The organism is Acinetobacter sp. SwsAc4 (assembly GCF_013391535.1).
Classification (GTDB): Bacteria; Pseudomonadota; Gammaproteobacteria; order Pseudomonadales; family Moraxellaceae; genus Acinetobacter.
This window is the reverse complement of the sequence record NZ_JACAXC010000014.1, coordinates 28,150-52,629: the sequence shown is the minus strand read 5'-3', so window position 1 is coordinate 52,629 and position 24,480 is coordinate 28,150. Positions and strand designations below refer to the sequence as shown.

Here is a 24,480-nt window from a genome sequence, read left to right as displayed (position 1 = left end):
ATAGTTTCCTTAGAGATAGGCTTGAGCCTGTTTTAAATAATGAATAAGTACAATATTCACAGCATCATCTAATAGTTTGTATTCAGGTGTATTCGTCAAATTATGCTGTCTAGCCAAGGCTACAAGTTGCTCAATACATATTTGTTCGGGTTGAATCTGACCATTTATCAGGGCTTGTAACTCTTGAATTTTCATAACAAAAGAATGTCACTTTATGACGATTATAGAAGAAAAATATGCAAAATCTATAGACTGCAAGTTAGTAAAAAATCTCATTTAGTTATTCCAAATAGAGATTTTGATCATGTTTTGGCTTTCAAAGTATCAACATTTTAAAACAATAAATCGGATAAATAGATCGCACTGGGGAAGTATATCTATAAATCTATCACTTTAGTGTGATTTTAATCACATTTTTTTTAGTTAAAAGTTGATCAATAAAATACTTAGTTTGTTACAGAATTTACCACTAGAGATAAACGGTATGCTTTTTAAGATAATAGGTGACGTAGCCATCACATCTAGTTTGAATAGTTCGCTGCACACAAGCTTCAGACAGTTGCTGAAGCTTGTATTTTAGCAAGCTTGTTAGGGCTTAATTTCGCATTGATCATCGCTACATTGAGCCGCCTCTGTTTGCTGAATTTCTTCTGTAGAAGCAGATTGAGCTTGTTGTAATGCTTGTAAGAAAATCTCACGTGGTTGTGCGCCTGAAAGTACTAGTTTTTGATTAAAAACAAAAAAGGGTACACCCGTTACATTTAATTGCTCATGTGCAATTTTTTCATCATGGCGAACAAAATCTGCCAGTTCATCTGAATTCAATATATACTCGACTTCAGCATGATCCAAACCAATCCGTGAAGCGATTTCTTCAACCACTTCACGTTCACCAATTGCAAGACCTTCAGTCATATAAGCATGAAAAAAAGCTTCTTTTGCTTCGTTACCCAAACCTTTGCTTTGAGCCAAATGGATAATACGATGTGCATTAAAGCTGTTGCCTGAATTGGCTTTTTGCCATTGAAAATCAATGCCTTCAGTCGCTGCCATAGCCGCAACATTACGTTCCATTTCTTCCATGTCAGCAAAGCTACGCCCATATTTCTTTGCTAAGCGTTCCGTATTCGAAGTCTCATGTTTGGCAGGTGCATCTGGATCGAGTTCAAAGCTATGCCAATGAATATCAAGCTCAATTCCTGCTTGTTCAGCAACATGTTCAAGACGCTTTTTCCCAATATAACAAAAAGGGCAAACGACATCTGACCAAATATCTACGCGCATGGCATATCTCTACAATTTCAGTTGATTTGATAATAGGGGCGAAAGTACGAAATTTAAAGCGATGAAAATGTAATGCTCCGTTACGAGAAATGAAATAAAAATCAATTAACAGTCTGTGTTTGGTTGATTAAACTTAAATTCAGAACATAAGAAATATAAATATACTTGGAGGCTGTATGCGCCGTTTTTTATTATTTTTAACTGTCGTCGTGATTTGTTTGGGTACATTCTTTTTCTATCAATATCGCTTAAAGCAAAATGCAGCCAATACCGAACAAATGTTTGAAATTGTTATGGCTGAAAAAATGCGTGGGCTCTATGATCAAGCGCAGGATTGGAGCAAGCCTATACAACTCAATGTGCATGATGATCGTTTATCTGGTGATTATAAGTTGATGTCCGAGTTTCTACTTAGTTATTGGATGCAAAATGTTGAGGCAAGAAACGCTTATTTAAGACAACTCAAAGCAGCAAATTGGGATACTTTTTTAGATGTCGAACGTTTAGATCGAGACCGTCAAAAAGGTTATCTTGAGACTGAAAAGATGCTTCAGGATGTGCGAAAAATCTCGATTGAATATGGAATAAAGAGACAGAAAATACAGGCAGATTCACTTGAACAAGCAAAAAATCTCGCCATTCATCATGAAATGAGAAAATCTTTACAAGAAAAACTGCAAAATAACCTGAAAACAGACAAGGCGCATGACATTTTTCCGATTGAACAACAAGTGATTGAGAAAGCACAAGCGATGTTTGATATGTTAAAAACTGACCCTTGGCAAAGAGAAGATAACAAGATTCTTTTTAAGGAAACAGCACAAGTCAAAAAGTTTAATGCGCTTTATCAAGATGTGCTCAGATTAAATCAGAAGATGGATAAAATTAAGCAAAACAATGTTGCAGTATTAGATGAAGAATTATAATTTCGTGATGCAATGATGCCTTGTATACATCATTGCATGATTGAGTTCGAGTTTAAGCTTAATCAAAGATCTTTTCTGCTGCTTGGAAAGGTAGACTTACCACATCAATCGCCACGGCAAAAGGGAGCAATACCAGTTTTTCCAAAGGATTCATACCTGATTTTGATTTATAACTTTCTTCTTTATTGGTATAGATAGAGATTTGGTAAGGCTTACTTAATGCTTTGAGTGAACTTAGATTATTTGCAGTAGGATAAACAACACCAGCGAGTTTGATATCGAAACAGAAGCGTTGAGCTTGCATACGTTCATCACTTGAAGAAGAACATTCTCTCGCACCATTCTCAATGAAAAACTCTAAATCTTTTTTGCTCAAGTCTTCTTTTAGTTTTATATATGAAAGGGGTAGTGTACCTGAAAAATTGCCATCATTTTTTTCAGAATAAAAGCTTAGCTCACGTGTAATTTGAATATTTTTGGGGTCGAGCTTTGTGATTAAATTCACAAATTGAGATCCACCTTGGGTGAGGATATAGCTATTCTTTTGCCCTGCGATTACGAGACTATCTTTAGGTAAATTTGCAGATTGTTGAGCAGGTCTTCCAAATGCAATGACACTATCTTCAACCAAAGTAACCTTGGTTGTGCGAATATAAGCTTTACTGTCTTTGGTAATAAGGGTTTTGGTTGCACAACCTGCTAAACATAATCCTGTAATCGATATTGCTGTAGTCATTTTAATTAGAGTTGAAATCATCCATTTCTCCTAATCGCTTTTTAAAGTATATAAAATAATCAATATTTATAAATTCACTCGAGCACAGTAATCAAAAAAACGAGCTTATGCGAGATTTTTTCCTCTTTTATCTATTCATTTTACAAAGATCAGACATATTATTTGATTCGATCATTTTATCTTACGTTCAAAAAATAATCCTATTTACCGTTTATCAGAGTGATACAGAATTCAATATCACTTTATTGTAGGCTTAATTTATAGCTATTTTTATTCAATGTTTATGGTGAATGATTTTTGGAGCAAGTGATGAACTTTCTAAAACGATCAACGCTGATGATGGCATTTACTTTGGTTGGATTTTCAGCAGTACATGCCGAAGAGGTTGAAACTTTACCAACCATTCGTATTATGGCTGAATCTGAATTACGTGAAGAAATTGTAGGACCTACTCCATTTCAAGAAGATAAAAAAGTACGTCAAGCACTTCAGCATCGTATTTATAAAACTCATACTGATATGCAGAATGCAGAAATTCCTGAGAATATTAGTGCAGTTGAATTTGAACCAAAGGTGCAGTCAGGCTTATCTCAAGTTTCACCTGGGTTACAAGAGTATATTCTAGCGGTGGCCTCAGGTTTTCAATCATCTGATCCAACTAATGGTGTATTTAAAATATTAGAGCCACTTAATATAAATCGAAACAATATTGATGGCATTCGTGATGGTTCGATTAAAGTCAATTTGAATGATATTTTGCTATTACAGCAGCAAATTCAAAATGGTTTAAAAGATTTTAGACAACCATAGCTTATATCATTGATTAAGATAAAAATCCCCGCATATAGCGGGGATTTTCTCTTTATCTCAGTGTCGATTAAACACGTTCGATAATGGTCGCGATACCTTGACCAAGACCGATACACATGGTCGCAAGACCGATTTGAGTATCTTGTTGTTCCATCACGTTCAACAATGTTGTTGTGATACGCGCACCAGAACAGCCCAATGGGTGACCTAATGCAATCGCACCACCATTTAAGTTGATGATGTCTTGTTTGTCATAAATGCCTAAGCCTTTCATGACTGATAAGCCTTGAGCAGCAAATGCTTCGTTTAATTCGATCGTTTGGATATCCGCCATCGTTAAACCAGCACGTTTAAGCGCTTTTTGAGTTGCTGGAACTGGACCATAACCCATGATCGCAGCATCACAACCTGCAATCGCCATAGAGCGAATCACAGCACGAGGTTTTAAACCTAAAGATGCAGCACGTTCAGCTGACATCAACAACATTGCAGAAGCACCGTCAGAAAGAGCAGAAGAAGTTGCTGCTGTTACTGAACCACCTTTAGGATCGAAAACTGGTTTCAGCGCTTTGAATGCTTCAAGGTTTGCGTCAGCACGAATCACTTCGTCGATGTCGCAAAGGGTTTTGAAGCCATTAGCATCATGACCTTCAACACCCACGATTTCATTTTTGAAACGACCTTCTTGAGTTGCAGCCCAAGCACGGCGGTGAGATTCAACACCGAAAGCATCTTGCTCTTCACGAGAGATACCGTTCATACGACCTAACATTTCAGCAGTTAAGCCCATCATGTTCGATGCTTTTGCATAGTGTTTAGATGCTTCAGGGTTAAGGTCGATGCCGTGCATCATACCTACGTGACCCATATGCTCTACACCACCGATGATGAAGATGTCACCTTGGTTGGTTGCAATCTGTGCAGCAGCAGTATGAAGTGCTTGCATAGAAGAACCACAAAGACGGTTTACTGTTTGACCGCCAGCAGTTTTTGGAATGTCAGCCAATAAACCAATATTACGAGCAATGTTCATACCTTGCTCTAAAGTTTGGTTTACACAGCCCCAAATGATGTCTTCAACTTCATTGGTATCAAACTGGTTACGAGCAACAAGTGCACGTACTAATTCAGCAGATAAACTGTCGGCACGAACATTGCGGAACATACCGTTACGTGATTTGCCCATGGCAGAACGAACGCCATCAACAATCACAACGTCACGTGGATTTAAAGTAGCCATTCACGTCGCTCCTTAACCGTAGAATTTTTTGTTGTTAGCAGCCATGTCACGCAACATTTGTGGCGCTTCATAAGCTTTACCTAAATGTGCATATTTGTCGCAAAGCGCAACGTATTCAGCAACACCTGTTTGGTCGATGTAACGGCATGGACCACCACGGAATGGAGGGAAACCTACACCCATGATCATCGCCATATCTGCTTCAGAAGCAGTTGCAACGATGTTGTCTTCTAAGCAACGAACTGTTTCGTTACAGAAAGCAAGCATCATACGGTCAATGATTTCTTGTGGATCAAATTCACGTTTTTCGCCAGTCACGAAAGGCGCAATGATTTCGTAAGCTGTTGGGTCAACAGTTTTCGCTTTCTTACCTTTCTTGTCTAACACATATTTGTAGAAACCAACATCGTTCTTTTGACCAAGACGTTTTGCTTCGTACATCGCTTGGATAGAACCTTTGTAATCTGGCTTCATACGGTCAGGGAAACCTTCAGCCATCACTTCAGCGCCATGTACACCTGTATCGATACCAACAACGTCGATCAAGTATGCAGGACCCATTGGCCAGCCGAATTTCGCCATGACATTATCCACTTGTTGGAAATCCGCGCCATCTTTTACAAGAAGGTCGAATGCACCAAAGTAAGGGAACAATACACGGTTAACTAAGAAACCTGGGCAGTCGTTCACAACGATTGGTGTTTTACCCATTTTCTGAGCAAGAACAACAGTAGTTGCAATCGCTTCTTCAGAGGTTTTCTCACCACGAATCACTTCAACCAATGGCATCATGTGTACTGGGTTGAAGAAGTGCATACCAACGAAGTTTTCAGGACGTTGTAAGTTTTCTGCTAAACGCGTAATTGAAATCGTTGAAGTGTTTGAGGCAATAATCGTGTTGTCACGAACATTTTTCTCAGTTTCTGCAAGTACGATACCTTTTACTTTAGGGTTCTCTGTGACCGCTTCGATCACGATATCCACTTCTTTAAACTCATCGTAGCTTAAAGTAGGACGGATGCGAGCAAGGGTTTCACCCATTTGCGCAGGTTTCATTTTCTTGCGTTCAACTTGCTTCGTTAGCAAGCCGTTCGCTTCTTTCATACCCAATGCAAGTTGTGGGTTACCAATGTCTTTCATGATGATTGGAGTGCCTTTGCTTGCCGCTTGGTAAGCAATACCACCACCCATGATACCCGCACCTAATACAGCTGCTTGGTTGACAGGGTGAGCACCTTTCTCATATTTCTTCGCAGTTTTCTTCACAACTTGGTCATTGATGAATAAACCAATCAATGCACCTGCTTGTGGAGTAATTGCTGCTTTAGCAAAACCTTGAGCTTCTGCTTTTAATGCATCATTACGTGTAAGGCTTGCACCTGCTTGTAATGAGTCAAGTAACAATTTTGGCGCAGGGTATTGTGCAGGGTTTGCTTTTGCAAGTACCGCACCTTTTGCTGTATTGAATGCCATCATTTGTTCAAGTGGATTCAATTTAATTGCGTCTAATTTTTCTTGACGTTTTGCTTTCCAGTTCAAACGACCAGCAATGGCTTGTTTAACTAAGTCAACAGCAGCTTCTTGAAGTTTGTCAGTAGCAACAACCGCATCTACAGCACCATCTTTCAGTGCAGCAGCTGGCTTCTTAGGATTCGCCATTGCCATCCATTCAACGGCATTGTCGATACCGATTAAACGGCTTAAACGTACGCTACCACCAAAACCAGGATAGATACCAAGTTTGATTTCTGGTAAGCCAACTTGTGCTTGTTCAGACATGACACGGTAGTCACACACTAAGCACATTTCAAAACCGCCACCAAGTGCCATGCCGTTGATCGCAGCAACTTTAGGCATTTCTAAATCTTCAAAGCTATTGAAGACGTCATGTACAGGCATAAGCCAATCAACAATTGCTTGTTCACCAGCAGCGAAGTTGTCGCCAAATTCAGTAATATCTGCACCAACGATAAATGTTGATTTACCAGAGGTAACAACTAAGCCTTTAATGTCGTTATTGGCTTTAACCGCAGCAATTGCTGCTTGGAAGTCTTCGATGGTTGCACGGTTAAATTTATTAACCGACTCACCTTGTAAGTCAAAGCGGAATTCTGCAATTCCGTCCGCAAGCATTTGGACGGTAATGGCATTGCCAGCGTGGATCATGCCTGATCTCCCTTGTTGTGGAGGATTCTGAGTTGATGTCATAAAGCGTGTATGCGTTAGCGCACACAAAATGCTTTGCTAATCTTACGATAACTATATCCAAAAAGGACATAACAAGTTGTATCAAGCCGTGACGCTAGGGTCATCTATTCTTTTAAAGAATTTATTTCTAAGGCTTGTATAAAAATAGAAAGCTATTTTTTCCTTTAAAAACAGTGAAAAGTTTATTGATTTTAGTCATGTGATTATCGGTTCTAAACGTAAAAATTGTATTAAGCAACCCATAAATCATTTTTAAATTCGTATATTTTTATTAGCATGTTTAAGCTTTAAGTTAAGTTGATAAAGTTATGGCTTATTTATTGCTTTATTATAGATATAGCGAAAGCAATATTTTGTTGTTAACTCTTTGTTATAAAAAATATTTTGAAAAATTTTTTTGTTTTTAAAATGAGACATAGTTTGATTTTATGACAAAAAATGTTAGTTATAGCTATTTTTAGGGTTTATATGAAAACGAATAGAAAAATAATTATTTGTTGATGATGTGGTTGGGAAGCTGAATAAAAAACAAACCTGTTTAGGGAAGGCTGGGTAAAAGATGAAACCAACAGACCAAACATTGATGAAACAAATGCATATTTCGATTGAAGAAATTGAATATCGACGATCTTTGCTTAGTTTAAGTCATCAAGAATTACAGCAGTTGGTTGACTTAGGGGGACAAATTGATCTTGAGTATTTACTTGACCAAGTTGTGATTACCTTTTATCAACAGCAAACCTCGATTTCGGAGATTGCTTCACTGATTGGCGATATAGACACTTTATCTCGGTTACAACATGCACAACGCCAATACTTGGTAGAACTTTTTTCAGGTAATTATGATGCCAATTATGTCAATAATCGATTGAGAATCGGTTTAGTGCATAAACGAATTGGTGTCGAACCCAAATTATATTTATCCGCCGTCTATCATCTCAAAATCATGCTGATATCAATGATTCAACAACAATTAGGCGATACAGAGAATTTTCATCAAATACGTTCTACTTTAGAAAAGTTATTTATGTTTGATATTTCGCTGGTAGTGGAAACCTATGTGTGGAGTTTGGTCAGTGAGTTGAAGGCATCTAAAGAAAAAATTGAGCAATATGCTTCTGTGTTGGAAGATCGGGCTCAGCAAATGGAAGCTTTATCTCAAACTGATCCGCTCACAGGACTATTAAATGTGAGACATTTAAATCGTATTTTAAATTCGACTATTTATGCGGCTGAACGAAGTTTAGAACCCGTTACAGTCGTATTTATTGACATCAATGATTTTAAAATCATTAATGATAATTTTGGGCATTCTAAAGGTGATCAAATATTAAAAGTTGTAGCGGATGCGATTCGATTTGTTGCACGTTTGGATGATCATTGTTTTAGATGTGGTGGAGATGAGTTTTGTATTGTGTTTCCACGTTGTACTGAAGCACAGGCACTCGAAAGTTTCGTTCCAAGATTACTACAGTATGTTTATCATATTGAGCCGAGTATTACTTTGAGTATCGGTGTAAAACAAACAGATCATGTTGATGGTTATTTAGATGCATCTACTTTGATTCATGAAGCTGATGCAAAAATGTATTTGGTCAAAAAACAGCAAAAAATAAAAAAATAACAATTTTTATTGGAAGATTTATTTTTATATATACATGATATTTATTGTTTATTTTATCTAATGAATTAAGTAGAAAAAATTGTTGAACCAAAATTGGCTAGAAATTAAAAAAGACGATGATAAAATTCCGAGATTCATTTTTTTGGTCGATTTTTTCAATGGTTAAATGGATCATTTTAGCGATATTTATCATTTCTGCGCTGTACATTCAGCGCCGTGGTAAAGTGAAACATTCGTTTTATCGTCAATTTTTCGATCATTCAACGATTCTTGCACCTATAAACTTTTTAATGTACATGTTTTCTAAAGTACCGAATCAACCTTATATTGATACGCAGTATTTTAAAGATTTAAAAGTTTTAGATGAAAATTGGGAAATGATTCGAGACGAAGCCAAAGCTTTATATGACAAAGGTGGGATTAAAGCTTCAAGTAGTTATGATGACCTCGGTTTCAACTCCTTCTTTAAAACAGGTTGGAAACGTTTCTATTTGAAATGGTATGACTCGGCACATCCATCTGCTGCTGAACTTTGCCCAAAAACAACCGCATTATTAAAAACGCTTCCAACAATTAAAGCTGCGATGTTTACTGAGTTAGCACCAGATAGCCGTTTAGTTCGCCATCGTGATCCTTATGCGGGTTCATTGCGTTACCATTTAGGTTTGATTACACCCAATGATGATCGCTGTTTTATTGATGTTGATGGTCAGCGATATTCGTGGCGTGATGGTGAAAGTGTGGTGTTTGATGAAACCTATATCCATTATGCGGAAAACACGACGAACCAGAATCGTATTATCTTTTTCGCTGATGTAGAACGTCCATTAAAAACCCGTTTTATGGAAAAGTTTAATCATTGGTTTGGTAAAAGTGTCATGACCGCAGCCAGTTCACCTAATGAGGCAGGCGATCAAACAGGTGGCTTAAATAAAGTCTTTGGTTATGTTTATCAAATTCGTATCAAGGCCAAAGCGTTAAAGGCTAAAAATCGTCAGCTTTACTATTTCCTGAAATGGTTCATCATGTTAGGGCTATTTTTCTTAATTTTTATTCGACCTTATGTATTTAAAGTCTGAATGAGATCAACGCCCGAAAGGGCGTTTTTTTATAACGATGATTTAGTTATTTATTTGTTTATTTATTAATGTTGGCAAAAACAAGTTCAGTTGAGTACTCAAGATTATATTGAATCTTATCCAACCCAAAATCTGTCACATGTAAATGAACTAGCCTGTGATTTCTTTCATGAGTCTGCATTTAAGAGCGCTGATCAAGTATTGAGTCGAGTTTTTAAATGATAGGTGTTATTTGAGTTATTGAATTGATGCATTTTGGCTCAATTGACTTGAAATTGATTTATGCAGACTACATCATCGAAAGCATTACTGATGATGAAAGTCTGCTGTGAATCCAAACGCGCGTGAACATATTGAAAAAATCCTGACTCATATGACTCAATTGCCTGGTGTTTATAAAATGCTCGGCAAAGATGGAGAGTTACTGTATGTTGGGAAAGCCAAAAACTTAAAGAATCGTGTATCCAGCTATTTTGTTAAAACGATTGACCATCCTAAGACACAGGCTTTAGTTGCGCGAATTTATGACATCGAAAGTTTGGTTGTTCGTTCTGAAACTGAAGCATTATTACTTGAACAAAATCTGATTAAATTACATCGTCCGCCATACAATATTATGCTGCGCGATGATAAGTCGTATGTGTATATCTTTGTCTCGGCAGACAAGCCCTATCCCCGCATTGCCAGTGGGCGTGGCAAGGGCAAGCATCAGGTCGGCAAGTTTTTTGGGCCTTATCCCAGTGCCTATAGTGCTAGAGATACGCTGCTTGTATTACAAAAATTATTTAATGTCCGCCAATGTGAAAACAGTTATTTTTCACAACGTAAACGCCCTTGTTTGCAGTATCAAATTAAACGTTGTACAGCGCCTTGTGTCGGTCTGATTAGCCCTCAGGACTATAAGGAAGATGTGGACAATTCAATTCGTTTTTTACAAGGTGATACCAAAGAACTCAATCAAGAGCTGATTGGAAAAATGGAACAAGCTGCCGAAGCTCTTGAGTTTGAAAAAGCCGTATTTTATCGTGATCGCCTCGCGTTATTGCGCGAGGTTCAAGCACAACAAGCAGTATTTAAGATCAAAGGCGAAGCCGATATTTTGGCGATTGCTTACCAAGCCGGTGTGACTTGTGTACAAATCATGCATGTTCGTAATGGACGTATGCTTGGTGGAAAAAGTTATTTTCCAGATATGTTGGGAGATGATTTGGCGCAAATGCTGAATGATTTTATGGCGAATTTCTATTTCCAAGTGGCAGATGAAGTGCCATCAGAATTGATTGTAAATGTAGATATTCCCGATCAAAAACAATTAGAAGAAGCATTACAGCAAAGCTTCAATAAGAAAGTTCAAATCAAGCATAAAGTGCGAGAAACTCGGGCTGAATGGCTAGAACTGGCGCAAATGAATGTGCAACATGCGATTAAAGGCAAACTGAGTAATCACTTGGAATTAAACGAGCGTTTTCATCAACTTGAACAAGTGGTTGGGCGTCCGATTGATCGGATTGAATGTTTTGATATCAGTCATACCATGGGTGAAGCACCGATTGCTTCTTGTGTAGTCTTTGATCAGGGCGGTGCAAGAAAGCGAGATTATCGTCAGTTTGCGATTCAGGATATTACGGGCGGTGATGATTATGCGGCGATGCGCCAAGCGTTGATACGCCGTTATAAAAAAAATATGTTACCTGATCTACTCTTGATTGATGGTGGTAAAGGGCAGTTGCATATGGCGATGGAGGTCATGCAAGAATTAGCGCTTGATGCTTTTATGATTGGTGTTTCTAAAGGTGAGGGGCGTAAACCGGGATTAGAAACGCTGCATTTTACTGATGGCACTAAGATTCAATTACCCGAAGACCATAAAGCTTTACACCTCATCCAACAAGTGCGAGATGAAGCGCATCGTTTCGCCATTACCAAACATCGGGCTAAGCGTGATAAACGCCGTAGTAGTTCAGTTTTAGAGGCTATTCCAGGGCTAGGGCCAAAACGCCGTCGTGATCTACTCACTCATTTTGGTGGTATACAAGGTGTTTTAAAAGCGTCAGAAAAAGAGTTGATGCTTGTACCCGGTTTGGGTGAAGTCATGGCGAGAACGATTTATAAAATTTTGCATGAATAACTTGACCGATTGGCTCAATCTCTCAATGATTGATGCGTCAATGATCATTCACAAACAGAGAAAAACATTTAAAGATAAGATGGTTTGACGATTAAGGAAAGATAATGTCACTGCTTCCGCTGTATCAACAGGTTGAACATCAAGAGTGGATTGATATTCCCTCAGGATGGTTACAAGGTCGCACCGTATTTGGCGGTTTAGTTGCAGGATTATTAATCCAAAAGGCGCAGAGCGTGGTTCATGATACAACAAAGCAATTATTGAGTTGTAATGTGACCTTTGTTGGTCCTGTGCAAGAAGGGCAGGCTAAACTCACGGCGGAGGTGTTGCGAGAAGGTAAATCGGTTACAACCTTAGAAGTGCGGTTATGGCAAGCAGATACTGTACAAAGTATTTTAATAGCAAGTTTTGGTTCGCAGCGTGAATCTCGGATTCATGTGCAAAATCTACCGCAAATTCCTGATTATCCATTGCCTGCGCAGTTGGAAAAAACGGCTTATATTGAAGGCTTAATGCCACAATGTTTGCAACAGTTTGAACTATGTTGGGCTGAAGGTAATTATCCAATATCTGGTAGCAAAGTACCTGACTTTGGCGGATGGTGTCGTTTTATGCCTCAGTTGCATCCAAATCGCGAAATGAAATTGGCCGATCTATTTGGATTGATGGATGTGTGGCCACCGGGTGTGTTACCAATGTTTAAAACCCCTGCACCTGCAAGCTCATTAACTTGGCAGATTACCTATTTGCAGCCGATTGCTCATCAAGTACAGGATTGGTTCAAATACAAAGTAGTGACTGAATATGCTGAACATGGTTATTCAACCGAGTATGCCTATCTTTGGGATGATGAAAATCGACTGATTGCGATACTTCGACAAACAGTTGCCGTTTTTGCCTAGTCGACACTGCCGTGCATTTCGTATAAAGTTGCTTACACATGGATACAATCTCGGCACATCCTTTGTGCGACATGCATATTTGATGCGAACAACATGGCGGTGTTTATGAGCACAGGGCGAATCCTGAACATTCCTAATATTTTAACTTTGGCGCGTATTGCCCTTATTCCCGTGTTTCTGGCAATTGCCTATTGGCCGCCTGCCATTGGGATTGCTGAGCATCATGGGGGAATGATGCGACATCTGATATTGACTGCAATCTTTGTTCTTGCAGCAGTGACAGATTGGTTCGATGGTTATTTAGCTCGGACTTTGAATCAGACTTCTGCTTTCGGGCGTTTCCTTGATCCAGTCGCCGATAAGCTTATGGTTGCAGCCGCATTGATTGTATTGGTGCAATGGCAACCGACGATCTCAATGGCTTTTGCTGCAATTGTGATTATTTCGCGTGAAATTACCGTTTCGGCATTGCGTGAATGGATGGCTGAATTAGGTGCGCGTACGAGCGTTGCAGTTTCTACAGTAGGAAAGTACAAAACAGCATTTCAAATGATTGCGATTAGTGTGTTTCTGTTGAACTGGAAACCACTGGAAATGTGGGCCTACGCTTTGCTTTATGCGGCAGTGATTTTGACGTTGTGGTCGATGTTTATTTATATGAAAGCTGCTTGGCCTTATTTGAAGCAGCCCTAACGATTTTTTGTATAGCCATATAAATGAAAGCCTTTCTTTTGAAAGGCTTTTTTATGCCTTTCGATAAGAACTGGTCAAGAAAAAAGCCCATAACAAAGATGGGCTTAGTTCTCTGAGGAAAGTCATACTCTTTTTAGGAGGGTATGCTGAAGAACATAATCATAATATGAGAATATATTGCTATTTACAACGGATAAAAATGTAAATATTTTTTAAAATTCTCAATTCAGTTTGACTGATTTTCGGAAAGTGTTGCAAATTTATGTTCAATTTGCGCTGCATTATTTTGCAAGATCTCGATCAGTTTTTGAATATTCAAGAAATCAAAACGATTTTTTGATGCTACTAGCGTGAGTGCAATCGGTGCTTCTTTAGTAGAAAAGCGAATCGGGACGGAAAGACCACATACCATTGGATCAATCTCACCCTGCGATAAATAAAAGCCTTGTTTTTTAATTTTCCGCATTTGCTGCATGAATTCGTCGAGGCTATGGGCAAAGCCGACCTGAGCAAGTTCCTGAGTAAACTGATGATAATAAGCTTGAATATGTTGCTTGGTTAAATGGGCAATCACAATTTTGGGTGAAGCACCTACATAAACAGGGCGTGGACAACCTCTTCCGTACGAGATGAGTTCTGCTTCTTTAAATGTTTCATGATGTAGATCAATACAATAATCATGGTTCAGGTAGGTCAGCAGGCAGCACAGTTCGGTACGTTCCACAATATCACGCATAAAAGGAATACTGATCTGAACCAATGGATCGGTACTATGAGAAATATAATCAAGAACGGCAATTTTAGAGCCTAAAGTGTAGTCTCCTGATGTACCACTAATGCGTTTTAAAATATCTGTTGAAACAAGTTCTTTAAGATAACGATAGGCTGTGGGTTTTGAGAGACCAAGCTCATCACAAATGATATCGACATTGATAATCGGACGTGAAACTGAAAATAAATCCAGCACGGTGAGAATTTTACCAAAACTCGAAATTGCCATGATGCGTTGTCTACTCCTTAAAAATAACGTGAAAATCGAACTTTTATTGCTTTATAACAGAAAAGACTGAGATCGTGTATGGACTTTTAGGTCGGAATATTTTTGCTCGACCAATTAAGCCTTGAATTGAGAAAAAATATGGCTTTTATTGAAAATATTTTAAATTAAAATGAAAAATTATCAAATAGTGATAATTTATGTTGACTAATTTGCTTTGTTTTGAAAAAATTATAGATGTAGTGTCTTCATTGGATAATGAAATTCGTTAAATTATCTCCATTTGCTCTAGACACTATGCCTTGCTCCCCATAATCAGCTTTTTCTTGTCAACTGATTTGATACTCCAAATCGGTGTAACTTCGTGCCACATTGTTATGTGTCATCTAGATCATGCTGACTTAGAATTGAGACATATTCATGTTACTTAAACAGCTGTTAGCTTTCAGACCAAGCCGACTTGATCTTATTTTTGCTTGTAAAACCTTTGTAGCAGGCATGCTGGCACTGTTTATTTCTTTTGAATTAGATTTGATTAATCCGATGTGGTCGATTGGAACGGTCATGATTATTGCCAATCCTTATTCAGGAATGGTGTCTTCGAAATGTGTGTATCGTTTGATTGGAACTGTTGCAGGGGCAGTCATAGCACTGTTATTGACCCCACATTTTATTAATACGCCGTGGTTATTTACGGTTATTTTATCTCTCTGGGTGGGCTTTGCTTTATATGTGTCATTACTAGACCGCACGCCGCGTAGCTACGTATTTATGTTGGCAGGATATTCAACTGCCATGATTGTTTACAATGCAATTACCTATATTGATACCTACAATATTTTTGATATCGCTGTTGCACGTGTACTTGAAATCTCAGTTGGCGTGATCTCTTCCGCCGTTGTTTCGGCAACCTTTTTTCCAGTGCATGTTGGCGCAATGATTAAGCAACGTGTCAATAAAACCTTAAACGATCTAGAAGCAACTTTTGAAAAATTGATTGCAGTTCAAGAAACACCTGAAAATTACACGCAAGTTTTATCTGTGATTACTCGTGATGCCTCTGATATTCATGCTTTAGCTGTACATTTGGCTTATGAGAAAGGTGAGTTGAAAGGCATGACCAAGCCTTTACAAGAAATGCTACATCAAGTGTCATTGGTGGTTGCGAATTTGGTTGCATTGTCTCAACGTGTGAAACAGCTCGAACATTTGCACTTGGTTAATCTTGTTTCGCATTTGGATATGCTTCGTCAGCATACTGTGACATTTTTAAAACAAGAGAAAAGTTTAGTACCTGCTGATTTACAGACTTTGCCGATTGGATTTGAAGAGGATTTCGCTGAGCTGATTTCTAAAGCAACGTCTGAACAGAAAGTGGTATTGGCTGCATTAAAGATGGATGTTCGTCATTTTATAGCCAATATTTTGGCAGTAAAGCTACTTTGGCAACAGATTCAGCAAGGTAATAAAGAAATTCCAATAGAAATTACAGCCATTACGACGAAATATCCAAGTTTACATCGTGATCATGGTATTGCGATACGAGGTGGAATTAGTGCGGTACTGATTACTTTTATTGTCACTGCAGCTTGGATTCTGTCAGGTTGGAAGGCGGGTTTTATGATGGCGCAAATGGGGGCTATCACGGCGTGTATCTTAACTGCTCTGGATAACCCAGTACCTGTGCTACGGATTTTCATTTGGGGCAGTATTGTATCCGCAGGCTTAGTATTCTTATATGCATTTGGTATTTTTCCGCATGTGACCCATTTTTGGCAATTGGCTTTGGTGCTATTTCCTGTGTTTTTAGTGGCTGTCACCATGATGGCCAATCAAATGTTAATGCCTGTAGGAATGGTACTTGGGATTAACACCATGATGGGATTGAATCTGCACAATAAATACAGCATGGATGCTGTTTCTTACTTAGATAGTTCATTTGCAATGGTTCTGGGCGTATTGGTTTCACTCATTGTGATTGATTTAGTTCGAGCTGTTTCACCTGATACCAGTGCAACGCGAATTTTAACTTTACATTATCAGGCGATGCGTCAGGCATTAAATCTATCTTATGGTAGTGAGTTCAAAATTCATCTACGCAGTATGTTGGACCGAGTTGGAGTATTGAATACCAAAATGGTTCAAAATCCTCAAGTTAAGATTTCGATTCAGAATGCTTTGATTGAAAGTAGTTCAATTATTGACTTAGTCCGATTGCAAGAAATTAGCCAAAAACTCCCCCAATTGGTGAGTTTGAAAAATGAAGTCAATGTGCTGCAACAGCAACTGACTGAATATTTTCAAATGCAGGAGAAACAACTTTCTCTGAACCATTTTCCAATTCGAATTGTACAGCAGATTGATCTATTAGAGCGGATTGCACTGCAAATTGAAGATGAGCAACTCGCTCAAAGAATGTTGATTTCTCTGAATAATATTTGTGAAAGCATCGGGCATGTCTCAACACAAAAGATGGATTCAGAAACATATGATTTAGGTGTATTGCATGGGTGAGATTAACGTTTATGGAATCTATATTCCAATTCTTTTGGTGCAAGCCATCATCGCCTACGTGCTCTTTAAGCTGATGAGTCCACTGATCGATCGTTTAGTTATGAGAGGTTGGATTGTACTACCGAATATTTTCAACTTGTGTTTGTACTTGGGATTGTTGCTGTGTATGCATTGGTTATGTCTTTATTTACAAGGTACAAGCCTTTAAGTAGCTCTCTCCGAAATTTAATGATTTAAAAACATGTGGTAAAGGTGATGAACATGAATGCATTTGATGTACGAAAAGTCATACGTCCAATTGTATTAGTACTTTCGGTTTTGATTGCGATATATGCAGTCGTGCATTTATGGAATTACTACAATGCCGCACCGTGGACACGTGATGGTCGTGTGCGTGGTGATGTGGTTCAAGTGGCTTCGGATGTTAATGGATTAGTAACTGAGGTGCTGGTACAGGACAATCAGACGGTAAAGAAAGGACAAGTTCTTTTCAAGATTGATGTAGAACGTCAAGCCCTTGACGTTGAACAAGCTAAATCTGATTTAGCTAAAGCCAATGCCGGTTTGGCTCAGGCACGTGCAAACTTAGTCGGTTCAAAGGCAAATTTGGTCAAGACTGAAGCTAATATGAAATTGGCTGAGAAGAATGCAGCACGTTATGCGAGTTTGATGGATGGTGCGATCTCTAAGCAAGAGCAAGATCAGGTTTTTGCTACACGCGATCAGGCGATTGCGGAAAAAGAGCAGCTAGCAGCGAGTATCGAACAGGCTGAGGCTGCCATTCAACAACAGCAAGCTTTGATCGACGTGGCGAATAGCAATTTACATTTAGCTCAGCTCAATATGAGTCGTTCGGCAGTCGTTGCACCTGCGGATGGAACCTTAGCTAACTTTGATTTACGTGTTGGTAATTATGTTAAGGTTGGACAAGCGGTTGCTGCGCTGCTAGATCGTCATCAGCTTTATGTCGTGGGTTATTTTGAAGAAACCAAATTGAATCGTATTCATGTCGGCGATTCGGCAACCGTACAGTTGATGGGGGATCGTCAATTCATTCGTGGGCATGTTCAAGGTATTGCAACAGGGATCGAAGATCGTGAGCGTTCTGGTAGTTCTAATCTATTGGCAAATGTAAACCCTACTTTTAGTTGGGTACGTTTAGCGCAACGTGTGCCTGTAAAAATTATTTTAGATGAACAACCTCAGAATCCATTGGCTTTTGTTTCAGGGCGAACTGCAACGGTGAGAATTATTGAGAAATAATCAGGCGTAGTCTGAGCTGATTTATTTTTTAAGAATTGCATTCTAAATTTTATGCAAATGGTTTGGGTTTTAGACGTGCTAAAGCAGTTATTTTCATGGTCTGGATCTGATTTTATCACGGTACATCAGTGTGCTATACCGTGATAAAGCGCTTAAATATAAATAATTAAGGTGTTATTCCATTAGGATCACGATACCAACTTTGAATGAGTAGTGCGGCTGCGAAACTATCAGCCGATAAGCGTTTTGCTCGGCCTTTATTTTGATAAGACTCAAGTTCTTCTCTCGCTTCGCGTGTAGTCAAACGCTCATCCACCATCCACGTTTCAATATTGGTTTGATGACGCAAACGTCGTGCAAATTTTCGTGCGCGAGCAGAGAGTTCAGATTCACTATCATCCATATTTAATGGCAAACCGACTAAAAAAAGATTGGGTTGCCACTCTTTGACGAGTTTTAATAGTTGGTTCCAGTCAGGGATGCCATCTTTCATCACGAATAATGGTAAAGGATTGGCACTCTCGATAGTTGATTGACCAATTGCGATCCCCATTTTCTGAGTACCAAAATCAAAGGCCATAATGGATTGCGAAGTTTTAAAATCAGGCATGACCAATCTCTGAAGCAAACCATGTACGGTCTACCCCAATTTTTTTGTATGCCGCATCCCAACGATCGCCATAAGGTAGATTAAAGATTAAATCCATGTCTGAGTCACAAATCAGCCAGTCACCACGTGCCATTTCTTCTTCAAGCTGATTTTTGCCCCAGCTGGCATAGCCTAGAGCAATTTGGTAACGACCGACACCTTCGTTATGTGCAATTGCATCCAAAATATCTTTACTGGTGGTAATGCAAACATTTTCACCTACTGCGATTGATGAATGCCAAGTAGGTTGACCTGTGTGTAGGACAAAACCTGCTTCTGGGCGTAATGGTCCACCTTGCAACACAGCATGAGGTTGTACATTATCTGCATCAATCTCTAAATCGTTCAATAATTCTTTGATCTGTAACTCAGAAGGGCGATTGATAATAATGCCTTGTGCACCATCTTCATCATGGCGTGCCACATAGATAACAGTATTGGCAAAGAAGTCATCTGTTATGTCTGGTGGAGCGATGAGACAACGGTGAGTTAGATATTGTTTCGTCACCTAGGCGATTCTCCATCAAAAATATTATGCTGATCTATCTATATAGGTTCTTCTTATCAACATACAAGAGTTAATCGGATTTCGCCAATCTTTTTCTCACATTTTGTTATGCGTATTAAGCGGATTGAAATTTTAGTTGACGCAGTTGTTTGGCATGTTGCAAGGTGGTTTCGCTAATCTCGACGCCGCCAGACATACGTGCTAGTTCTAGAATGCGTTGTTCCTCATTTAACTCAATAATGGTACTGCTTGCTGGATCTGTTTGTTGTTTTTTGACCAATAAGTGTTGGTCAGACTGTGCAGCAACTTGAGCTTGGTGAGTGATACAGAGTAGTTGTACATGTTGAGCTAGATCAGCGAGTAAACGACCAACCACTTCGGCCGTACCACCACTAATTCCGACATCAATTTCATCAAAGACCAAAACTTCGGATTCTGTTTTTTCGGCATTCATCACTTGCATGACCAGTGCAATACGAGAGAGTTCACCGCCAGATGCAACGCGAGCCAGCGGTTGTGGTGGAATGCCTTTATTGGCAGTGAAAAGAAGCTGAATAAAGCTGAGACCTTCGGCATTTGCTTCCATTGGCTCGAACTTAAATTCAAAATATGCTTCAGGTAGAGCAAGCGGCTTCACTTGTTCAGTCAATTGCTTCGCCAATGGAACTGCGGCAGCACGACGAATTTGATCTAGATGTTCAGCTTTTTGCATAAAAATTTGATAAGAAATTTCTACCTGTTCTGCTAAGGTTTCAGGATCTTCTAATAGATGTAATTGCTCTAATTCCTGTTGCCAAGTTTCATATTCTTGTTTGAGTAATTCAGGCTGGGTACGGTGTTTGCGCGCGAGACGATGGAAAATTTCTAATGTTGTATTGAGCTGTTCCATTCTTTCAGGATCAAAGCTTTGGCGATCAATAAATTGACGTAAACTTGCGGTTGCATCTTCAATCTCACTTTGCGCATTCAGTAACGAATTATAAATATTTGATAACTGTTCACTGCGTCCTGCATGAGACTCTAAACGACGAATGATTGAAGCAACTTCTTGAGTGATATTTTGTTCCGCCTCATCCAAGACATTTAGACTGTAACTACAGTCTTGCATAATATGTTCATGATGGCTGAGACGATCAAACTCTTGTTCAATCTCTCGATAATCCGTTTGGACAATCTCTTCAAGTTCTTCTATTTGGGATTCTAAATTTTGTATTTTTTGAATACGCGTGGCTTGCGCATCTAAAGCGGCTTGATGCTGGCGAATGTTTTTTTGCCATGTGCTATACGCTTCACGTACTTCATTTGCTGGTTCGGCAAAATTATGATAACGATCCAACCAGTGCTTCGGATAAGGGGGCTCAAGTAATTGCTGTTGGCTATGCTGGCTATAAAGTTGTACCAGTAAGCGTCCAATTTCTTTTAACTCCGACAAACTACTTGGGCGTCCATTGATCCATGCTTTGCTTCGGCCTGTCGCAAATATGACACGTCTTAAATGAATTTCACCAGAATCATCATCTAGTTCATGTTCTGTAAGCCATTTTGCTTCCGCACTTTCAGCTTGATAACTAAAGACAGCAGTGACATCTGCTTTATCTGCACCATAACGGACATAGTTGGTATCGGTACGTTCACCCAAGCACGCAGACAGTGCATCTAACAATAACGATTTTCCTGCACCAGTTTCCCCAGTCAAAACATTGAAACCTTGTTCAATATCTAAAGCTAAATGGTCTGCAAGTGCAAAATTAATTAAAGTTAAATGGGTGAGCATATATGCATCCAGTGCACGCAATCTTTTGCTTAAAGATAGAGAAATTTTGCTAATCGAACAAGAGGATCAGCGTTGTGTTGATGAAATCATGTTTTATTTCTGGAGTTGTTTTGAATAATTTAGTGATGTAAAGCTTGTCTATCAATTTATAAGATTTTTTCTATTGTATTTTAGATCGGATGCTTTGATCTAAAAGCGCTTGTGAGTTGAACATAACTTTAGTAGAAAGGCATAAAAATTGCTGTTAAAGCATGATAAAAATGGATTGATTAGTGACGCAGGCACAATTAAACTACGTCCATCATAACCTAATATAAATGCTGCATTATTTGGAGAGTATGCATGAGTTCAGTGCAGTTTGATCATGTTACGGTCATTAAAAAGTCAAATGTATATTTTGGTGGGGCATGTATCAGCCATACTGTACAATTTGAAGATGGTACTAAAAAGACATTAGGTGTGATTTTACCTACTGAACAGGCATTAACTTTTGAAACACATGTGCCAGAACGTATGGAAATCATTTCTGGTGAATGTCGTGTAAAAATTGCAGACAGTACAGAAAGTGAGTTATTCCGTGCAGGTCAGTCTTTTTATGTCCCAGGAAATAGTGTTTTCCACATCGAGACTGATGAAGTGCTTGATTATGTATGTCATTTAGAAGGTTAACTGATCGCTTCCTAAATCGGGTACACTATACCTAAAGAGAATCCTGTAAATTCATTTTGCAGGATTTTTTTATTAAATTCCCTTGCGGAGCTATTCGCTCCTCACCTGTAAAGCTACTTTGCAGGATTTTTATTTTTTCAAAATCTCCCTTTATAGATCGGGAATACTGCAAGAGGTCGTTCATGGCAAAACCTGAATATTATTATGGCGTTCATTCGGTTGAGTCATTGTTGGAGTTAGAGCCTGAACGCGTTTTGACTTTATTCACCTTAAAAGGTCGTGATGACCAGCGATTACAAAAGATTTTGCAACTTGCCGAACCTTTTGGGATTAGCGTCCAAAAGGCGAGTCGGGATAGTTTGGAAAAGCTTGCAGGCTTACCTTTTCATCAAGGTGTAGTGGCTGCAGTTCGACCACATCCAACCTTAAATGAAAAAGATTTAGCCGAATTGATGCAGCAGTCACCTGATGCTTTATTGTTGGCATTGGATCAAGTGACGGATCCGCATAATCTCGGTGCATGTATTCGTACCGCAGCTGCGATGGGTGTTCAGGCGGTGATTGTACCACGTGATCGTTCGGCTAGTTTAACTCCGACGGCACGTAAAGTTGCTGCAGGTGGTGCTGAGAAAGTGAAGTTTATTCAGGTCACCAATTTGGCGCGAACATTGGCACATCTTAAAGAGACCACACATAGCCGTGTGATTGGCACAATGCTAGATGAAAAAGCATTGCCAATTCAGCAATGTGACTTTAAGGGTGCAGTTGTCATTGTTATGGGTGCGGAAGATACAGGCTTAAGACCGATCACCCAGTCGCAATGTGACCAAACCGTGTATATCCCCATGTCTGGTGATTTACAAAGTTTAAACGTCAGTGTGGCAACAGGCATGGCACTTTATGAGGCATGCCGTCAGCGTAATGCTGTATAATTCACACAATTATCGTCAATGTAATTAAAAATGACTGCTCGCACGCAAGGCTATCTGTTTGTCTGTATCACCATGTGCATCTGGGGTGGTTTTACCATTCTCTCCCGTTTAAATCTGCACTGGCATGTCAGTGCCTGGGACTTGGTGGCCATGCGTTTTGCGATTGCTTTTATCATTCTCATGCCTGTGCTGGTGTATAAAAAAGATTTGGCATTTCTGTGGCATCCCCGTCCAATTATTTTGGCCTTAACTGGTGGGTTGGCCTACTGTCTAACGGTTTATACTGCTTTTTTACATGCACCAGCAGCGCATGCCGCAATTTTTCTCAATGGTTGTATTCCACTATGTACTGCCGTAGCTGCTTATTTATTGTTTAAACAGCCTTTTGACAAACATACCTGGCTCAGTCTCAGCATTATGTTGAGTGCTCTGGCATTGATGAGCTATCTGATGTTGCATGAGCAGGCTTCTGCCTTTGGTATTGGTGATATTCTCTTTTTCCTGAGTGCAGTTTGGTGGGGCATCTTCACCGTACTGCTAAAACAATGGAAATTATCGGCCTGGCATTCAATGGCAAGTGTGGCCATTTGGTCAGCACTGATTTATTTACCGATCTATATCCTGTTTATTCCGAAACATTTTCATGAAGCAGAGCCTGTCCATTTGCTGATACAGGGTGTATTTCATGGGGTGTTGGTGGTGATTATTGCAACCCTGACCTATGTTGCTGCGATTGAGCTTTTAGGTGCCTTTAAAACGGGGAGTATTGTTACTTTGGCACCTTTTATTGCAGCTGTGATTGCTGTTCCACTGCTTGATGAGCCTCTAAATGCAGCGATTGTTTGTGGTTTAGTCGGAATGGGTTTTGGTGCATTACAGCCGTGGCGCTGGTTTAAAAAAGACACGCTGAGTGAACGACTGGCGCAACAGAAGCAGGATTAAAATGCTTGCTCAGCGCTTTGTAGATATTTTAGATGTAATGGTTTTAGTTGGTGATGAAGGTGCTCAAGTAAACCATCATTCATAACAATATCATTTGCGAGTAATTGCTTTTGGGTACGATGCATTTGTACCGAGATAATTTTTCGGATTTGTTCTTCATTTTGTCCATCCCTTTGACTTGCACGTTGTAGTTGTGTTTGTTCATTTGCATCGATGAGTAAGGTGTGATGCACAAGTTCATGCTGATTAGTTTCAAAGAGAAGAGGTGAAACTAAAATGACATAAGGGCTTTCTGCTTGTTGTAATTGTTGAATAATGGATTGGCGTATAGCAGGGTGAGTGATCTTTTCGAGTGTTTCTCGCGCTTCTGGAAACTGGAATATGTGTTCACGAAGTGCACGTCGATTCAGATTGCCATCTTCTAGTAATACCCAGTCTCCAAAAGAAAGTTGAATTTCTTTCAAAGCAGGTTGACCTAGTTCAACCACTTCACGAGCTACAATATCTGCATCGACTACAACAATTCCTTGGGATTCAAACCATTGCGTGGCGGCTGACTTACCACTGCCAATCCCACCCGTAATGCCCAAAATAAAACTCAT

The 24,480-nt window shown here is 39.3% G+C and carries 23 protein-coding genes; 13 read left to right on the top strand and 10 right to left on the bottom strand.

The genetic code is table 11. The features are described from left to right. Positions 1-9: 9 nt before the first annotated feature. Both HYG88_RS08645 and HYG88_RS08640 read right to left on the bottom strand, forming a co-directional pair. Positions 10-195 carry a hypothetical protein gene (locus HYG88_RS08645; RefSeq protein WP_004659320.1) on the bottom strand — a complete coding sequence of 62 codons (186 nt, stop codon included), beginning with the start codon at positions 193-195 and terminating at the stop codon, positions 10-12. Between the two features lie 393 nt (positions 196-588). Continuing rightward, positions 589-1,284, bottom strand: a complete 696-nt coding sequence (locus HYG88_RS08640) for a DsbA family oxidoreductase (protein ID WP_005163014.1) — start codon at positions 1,282-1,284, stop codon at positions 589-591. 176 nt (positions 1,285-1,460) lie between these two features. Between HYG88_RS08640 and HYG88_RS08635 the strand changes: the two genes are divergently transcribed. Further along, the gene (locus HYG88_RS08635) at positions 1,461-2,210 is read left to right on the top strand and encodes a hypothetical protein (protein ID WP_005163011.1); all 750 of its coding nucleotides are present in this window, start codon (positions 1,461-1,463) and stop codon (positions 2,208-2,210) included. Between the two features lie 58 nt (positions 2,211-2,268). Here HYG88_RS08635 and HYG88_RS08630 read toward each other — a convergent pair whose 3' ends face one another. Beyond that, complete coding sequence (locus HYG88_RS08630; RefSeq protein WP_005163008.1) at positions 2,269-2,967, bottom strand: hypothetical protein; 699 nt, start codon at positions 2,965-2,967, stop codon at positions 2,269-2,271. A 288-nt stretch (positions 2,968-3,255) separates the two neighbouring features. Here HYG88_RS08630 and HYG88_RS08625 point away from each other — a divergent pair, with 288 nt between their 5' ends. After that, positions 3,256-3,756, top strand: a complete 501-nt coding sequence (locus HYG88_RS08625; protein WP_005163005.1) for a hypothetical protein — start codon at positions 3,256-3,258, stop codon at positions 3,754-3,756. A 67-nt stretch (positions 3,757-3,823) separates the two neighbouring features. Here the strand turns inward: HYG88_RS08625 and fadA are convergent, their stop codons facing one another. Further along, positions 3,824-4,996 carry an acetyl-CoA C-acyltransferase FadA gene (gene fadA / locus HYG88_RS08620; RefSeq protein WP_005163002.1) on the bottom strand — a complete coding sequence of 391 codons (1,173 nt, stop codon included), beginning with the start codon at positions 4,994-4,996 and terminating at the stop codon, positions 3,824-3,826. Between the two features lie 12 nt (positions 4,997-5,008). After that, entirely contained in the window at positions 5,009-7,162 is a 2,154-nt protein-coding gene (gene fadB / locus HYG88_RS08615; RefSeq protein WP_178882920.1) for a fatty acid oxidation complex subunit alpha FadB, read from the bottom strand. Between the two features lie 601 nt (positions 7,163-7,763). Here fadB and HYG88_RS08610 point away from each other — a divergent pair. The 5 genes from HYG88_RS08610 to pgsA all read left to right on the top strand — a co-directional run bounded on the left by HYG88_RS08610 (position 7,764) and on the right by pgsA (position 13,630). Then, positions 7,764-8,828, top strand: coding sequence for a GGDEF domain-containing protein (locus HYG88_RS08610; protein ID WP_178882919.1), 1,065 nt, complete (start codon positions 7,764-7,766; stop codon positions 8,826-8,828). Positions 8,829-8,986: 158 nt separating this feature from the next. Then, positions 8,987-9,907 (top strand): lipid A hydroxylase LpxO, encoded by a 921-nt coding sequence (gene lpxO / locus HYG88_RS08605; RefSeq protein ID WP_178882918.1) that lies wholly within the window; start codon positions 8,987-8,989, stop codon positions 9,905-9,907. Between the two features lie 328 nt (positions 9,908-10,235). Beyond that, on the top strand, positions 10,236-12,035 hold the full coding sequence (gene uvrC, locus HYG88_RS08600) for an excinuclease ABC subunit UvrC (protein WP_005162980.1): 1,800 nt from the start codon (positions 10,236-10,238) through the stop codon (positions 12,033-12,035). 104 nt (positions 12,036-12,139) lie between these two features. Continuing rightward, the gene (locus HYG88_RS08595) at positions 12,140-12,937 is read left to right on the top strand and encodes a thioesterase family protein (RefSeq protein ID WP_087537489.1); all 798 of its coding nucleotides are present in this window, start codon (positions 12,140-12,142) and stop codon (positions 12,935-12,937) included. 105 nt (positions 12,938-13,042) lie between these two features. Beyond that, positions 13,043-13,630, top strand: a complete 588-nt coding sequence (gene pgsA / locus HYG88_RS08590; protein ID WP_004674390.1) for a CDP-diacylglycerol--glycerol-3-phosphate 3-phosphatidyltransferase — start codon at positions 13,043-13,045, stop codon at positions 13,628-13,630. A 226-nt stretch (positions 13,631-13,856) separates the two neighbouring features. On the opposite strand, the gene HYG88_RS08585 is transcribed toward pgsA, so the two are convergent. Continuing rightward, positions 13,857-14,630 carry an IclR family transcriptional regulator gene (locus HYG88_RS08585; RefSeq protein WP_087537490.1) on the bottom strand — a complete coding sequence of 258 codons (774 nt, stop codon included), beginning with the start codon at positions 14,628-14,630 and terminating at the stop codon, positions 13,857-13,859. 417 nt (positions 14,631-15,047) lie between these two features. On the opposite strand from HYG88_RS08585, the gene HYG88_RS08580 reads away from it, so the two are divergent. Genes HYG88_RS08580 through HYG88_RS08570 form a run of 3 tightly spaced genes read left to right on the top strand, consistent with a single transcriptional unit; the run spans position 15,048 to position 18,404 of the window. Beyond that, positions 15,048-17,141: an FUSC family protein gene (locus HYG88_RS08580; protein ID WP_178882917.1), complete on the top strand. Its 2,094-nt coding sequence runs from the start codon at positions 15,048-15,050 to the stop codon at positions 17,139-17,141. After that, positions 17,134-17,349, top strand: a complete 216-nt coding sequence (locus HYG88_RS08575; protein ID WP_004659299.1) for a DUF1656 domain-containing protein — start codon at positions 17,134-17,136, stop codon at positions 17,347-17,349. Before HYG88_RS08580 ends, HYG88_RS08575 begins: the two co-directional genes overlap by 8 nt. 53 nt (positions 17,350-17,402) lie before the next feature. Beyond that, complete coding sequence (locus HYG88_RS08570) at positions 17,403-18,404, top strand: HlyD family secretion protein (protein WP_178882916.1); 1,002 nt, start codon at positions 17,403-17,405, stop codon at positions 18,402-18,404. 166 nt (positions 18,405-18,570) lie between these two features. Here HYG88_RS08570 and ruvX read toward each other — a convergent pair whose 3' ends face one another. The 3 genes from ruvX to recN all read right to left on the bottom strand — a co-directional run bounded on the left by ruvX (position 18,571) and on the right by recN (position 21,335). Next, on the bottom strand, positions 18,571-19,014 hold the full coding sequence (gene ruvX, locus HYG88_RS08565) for a Holliday junction resolvase RuvX (protein ID WP_178882915.1): 444 nt from the start codon (positions 19,012-19,014) through the stop codon (positions 18,571-18,573). Beyond that, positions 19,007-19,561, bottom strand: a complete 555-nt coding sequence (locus HYG88_RS08560; RefSeq protein WP_004659294.1) for a YqgE/AlgH family protein — start codon at positions 19,559-19,561, stop codon at positions 19,007-19,009. Before HYG88_RS08560 ends, ruvX begins: the two co-directional genes overlap by 8 nt. Before the next feature lie 115 nt (positions 19,562-19,676). Beyond that, positions 19,677-21,335 carry a DNA repair protein RecN gene (gene recN, locus HYG88_RS08555; RefSeq protein WP_178882914.1) on the bottom strand — a complete coding sequence of 553 codons (1,659 nt, stop codon included), beginning with the start codon at positions 21,333-21,335 and terminating at the stop codon, positions 19,677-19,679. A gap of 342 nt (positions 21,336-21,677) precedes the next feature. Between recN and HYG88_RS08550 the strand changes: the two genes are divergently transcribed. From HYG88_RS08550 to HYG88_RS08540, 3 genes are all read left to right on the top strand, one after another. Then, positions 21,678-22,004, top strand: a complete 327-nt coding sequence (locus tag HYG88_RS08550; RefSeq protein WP_004659291.1) for a pyrimidine/purine nucleoside phosphorylase — start codon at positions 21,678-21,680, stop codon at positions 22,002-22,004. Positions 22,005-22,186: 182 nt separating this feature from the next. Further along, complete coding sequence (gene rlmB, locus HYG88_RS08545; RefSeq protein WP_178882913.1) at positions 22,187-22,936, top strand: 23S rRNA (guanosine(2251)-2'-O)-methyltransferase RlmB; 750 nt, start codon at positions 22,187-22,189, stop codon at positions 22,934-22,936. Between the two features lie 30 nt (positions 22,937-22,966). Next, entirely contained in the window at positions 22,967-23,878 is a 912-nt protein-coding gene (locus HYG88_RS08540; protein WP_178882912.1) for a DMT family transporter, read from the top strand. On the opposite strand, the gene coaE is transcribed toward HYG88_RS08540, so the two are convergent. Further along, the gene (gene coaE / locus HYG88_RS08535; RefSeq protein ID WP_178882911.1) at positions 23,875-24,480 is read right to left on the bottom strand and encodes a dephospho-CoA kinase; all 606 of its coding nucleotides are present in this window, start codon (positions 24,478-24,480) and stop codon (positions 23,875-23,877) included. The two genes, HYG88_RS08540 and coaE, sit on opposite strands and share 4 nt — an antisense overlap.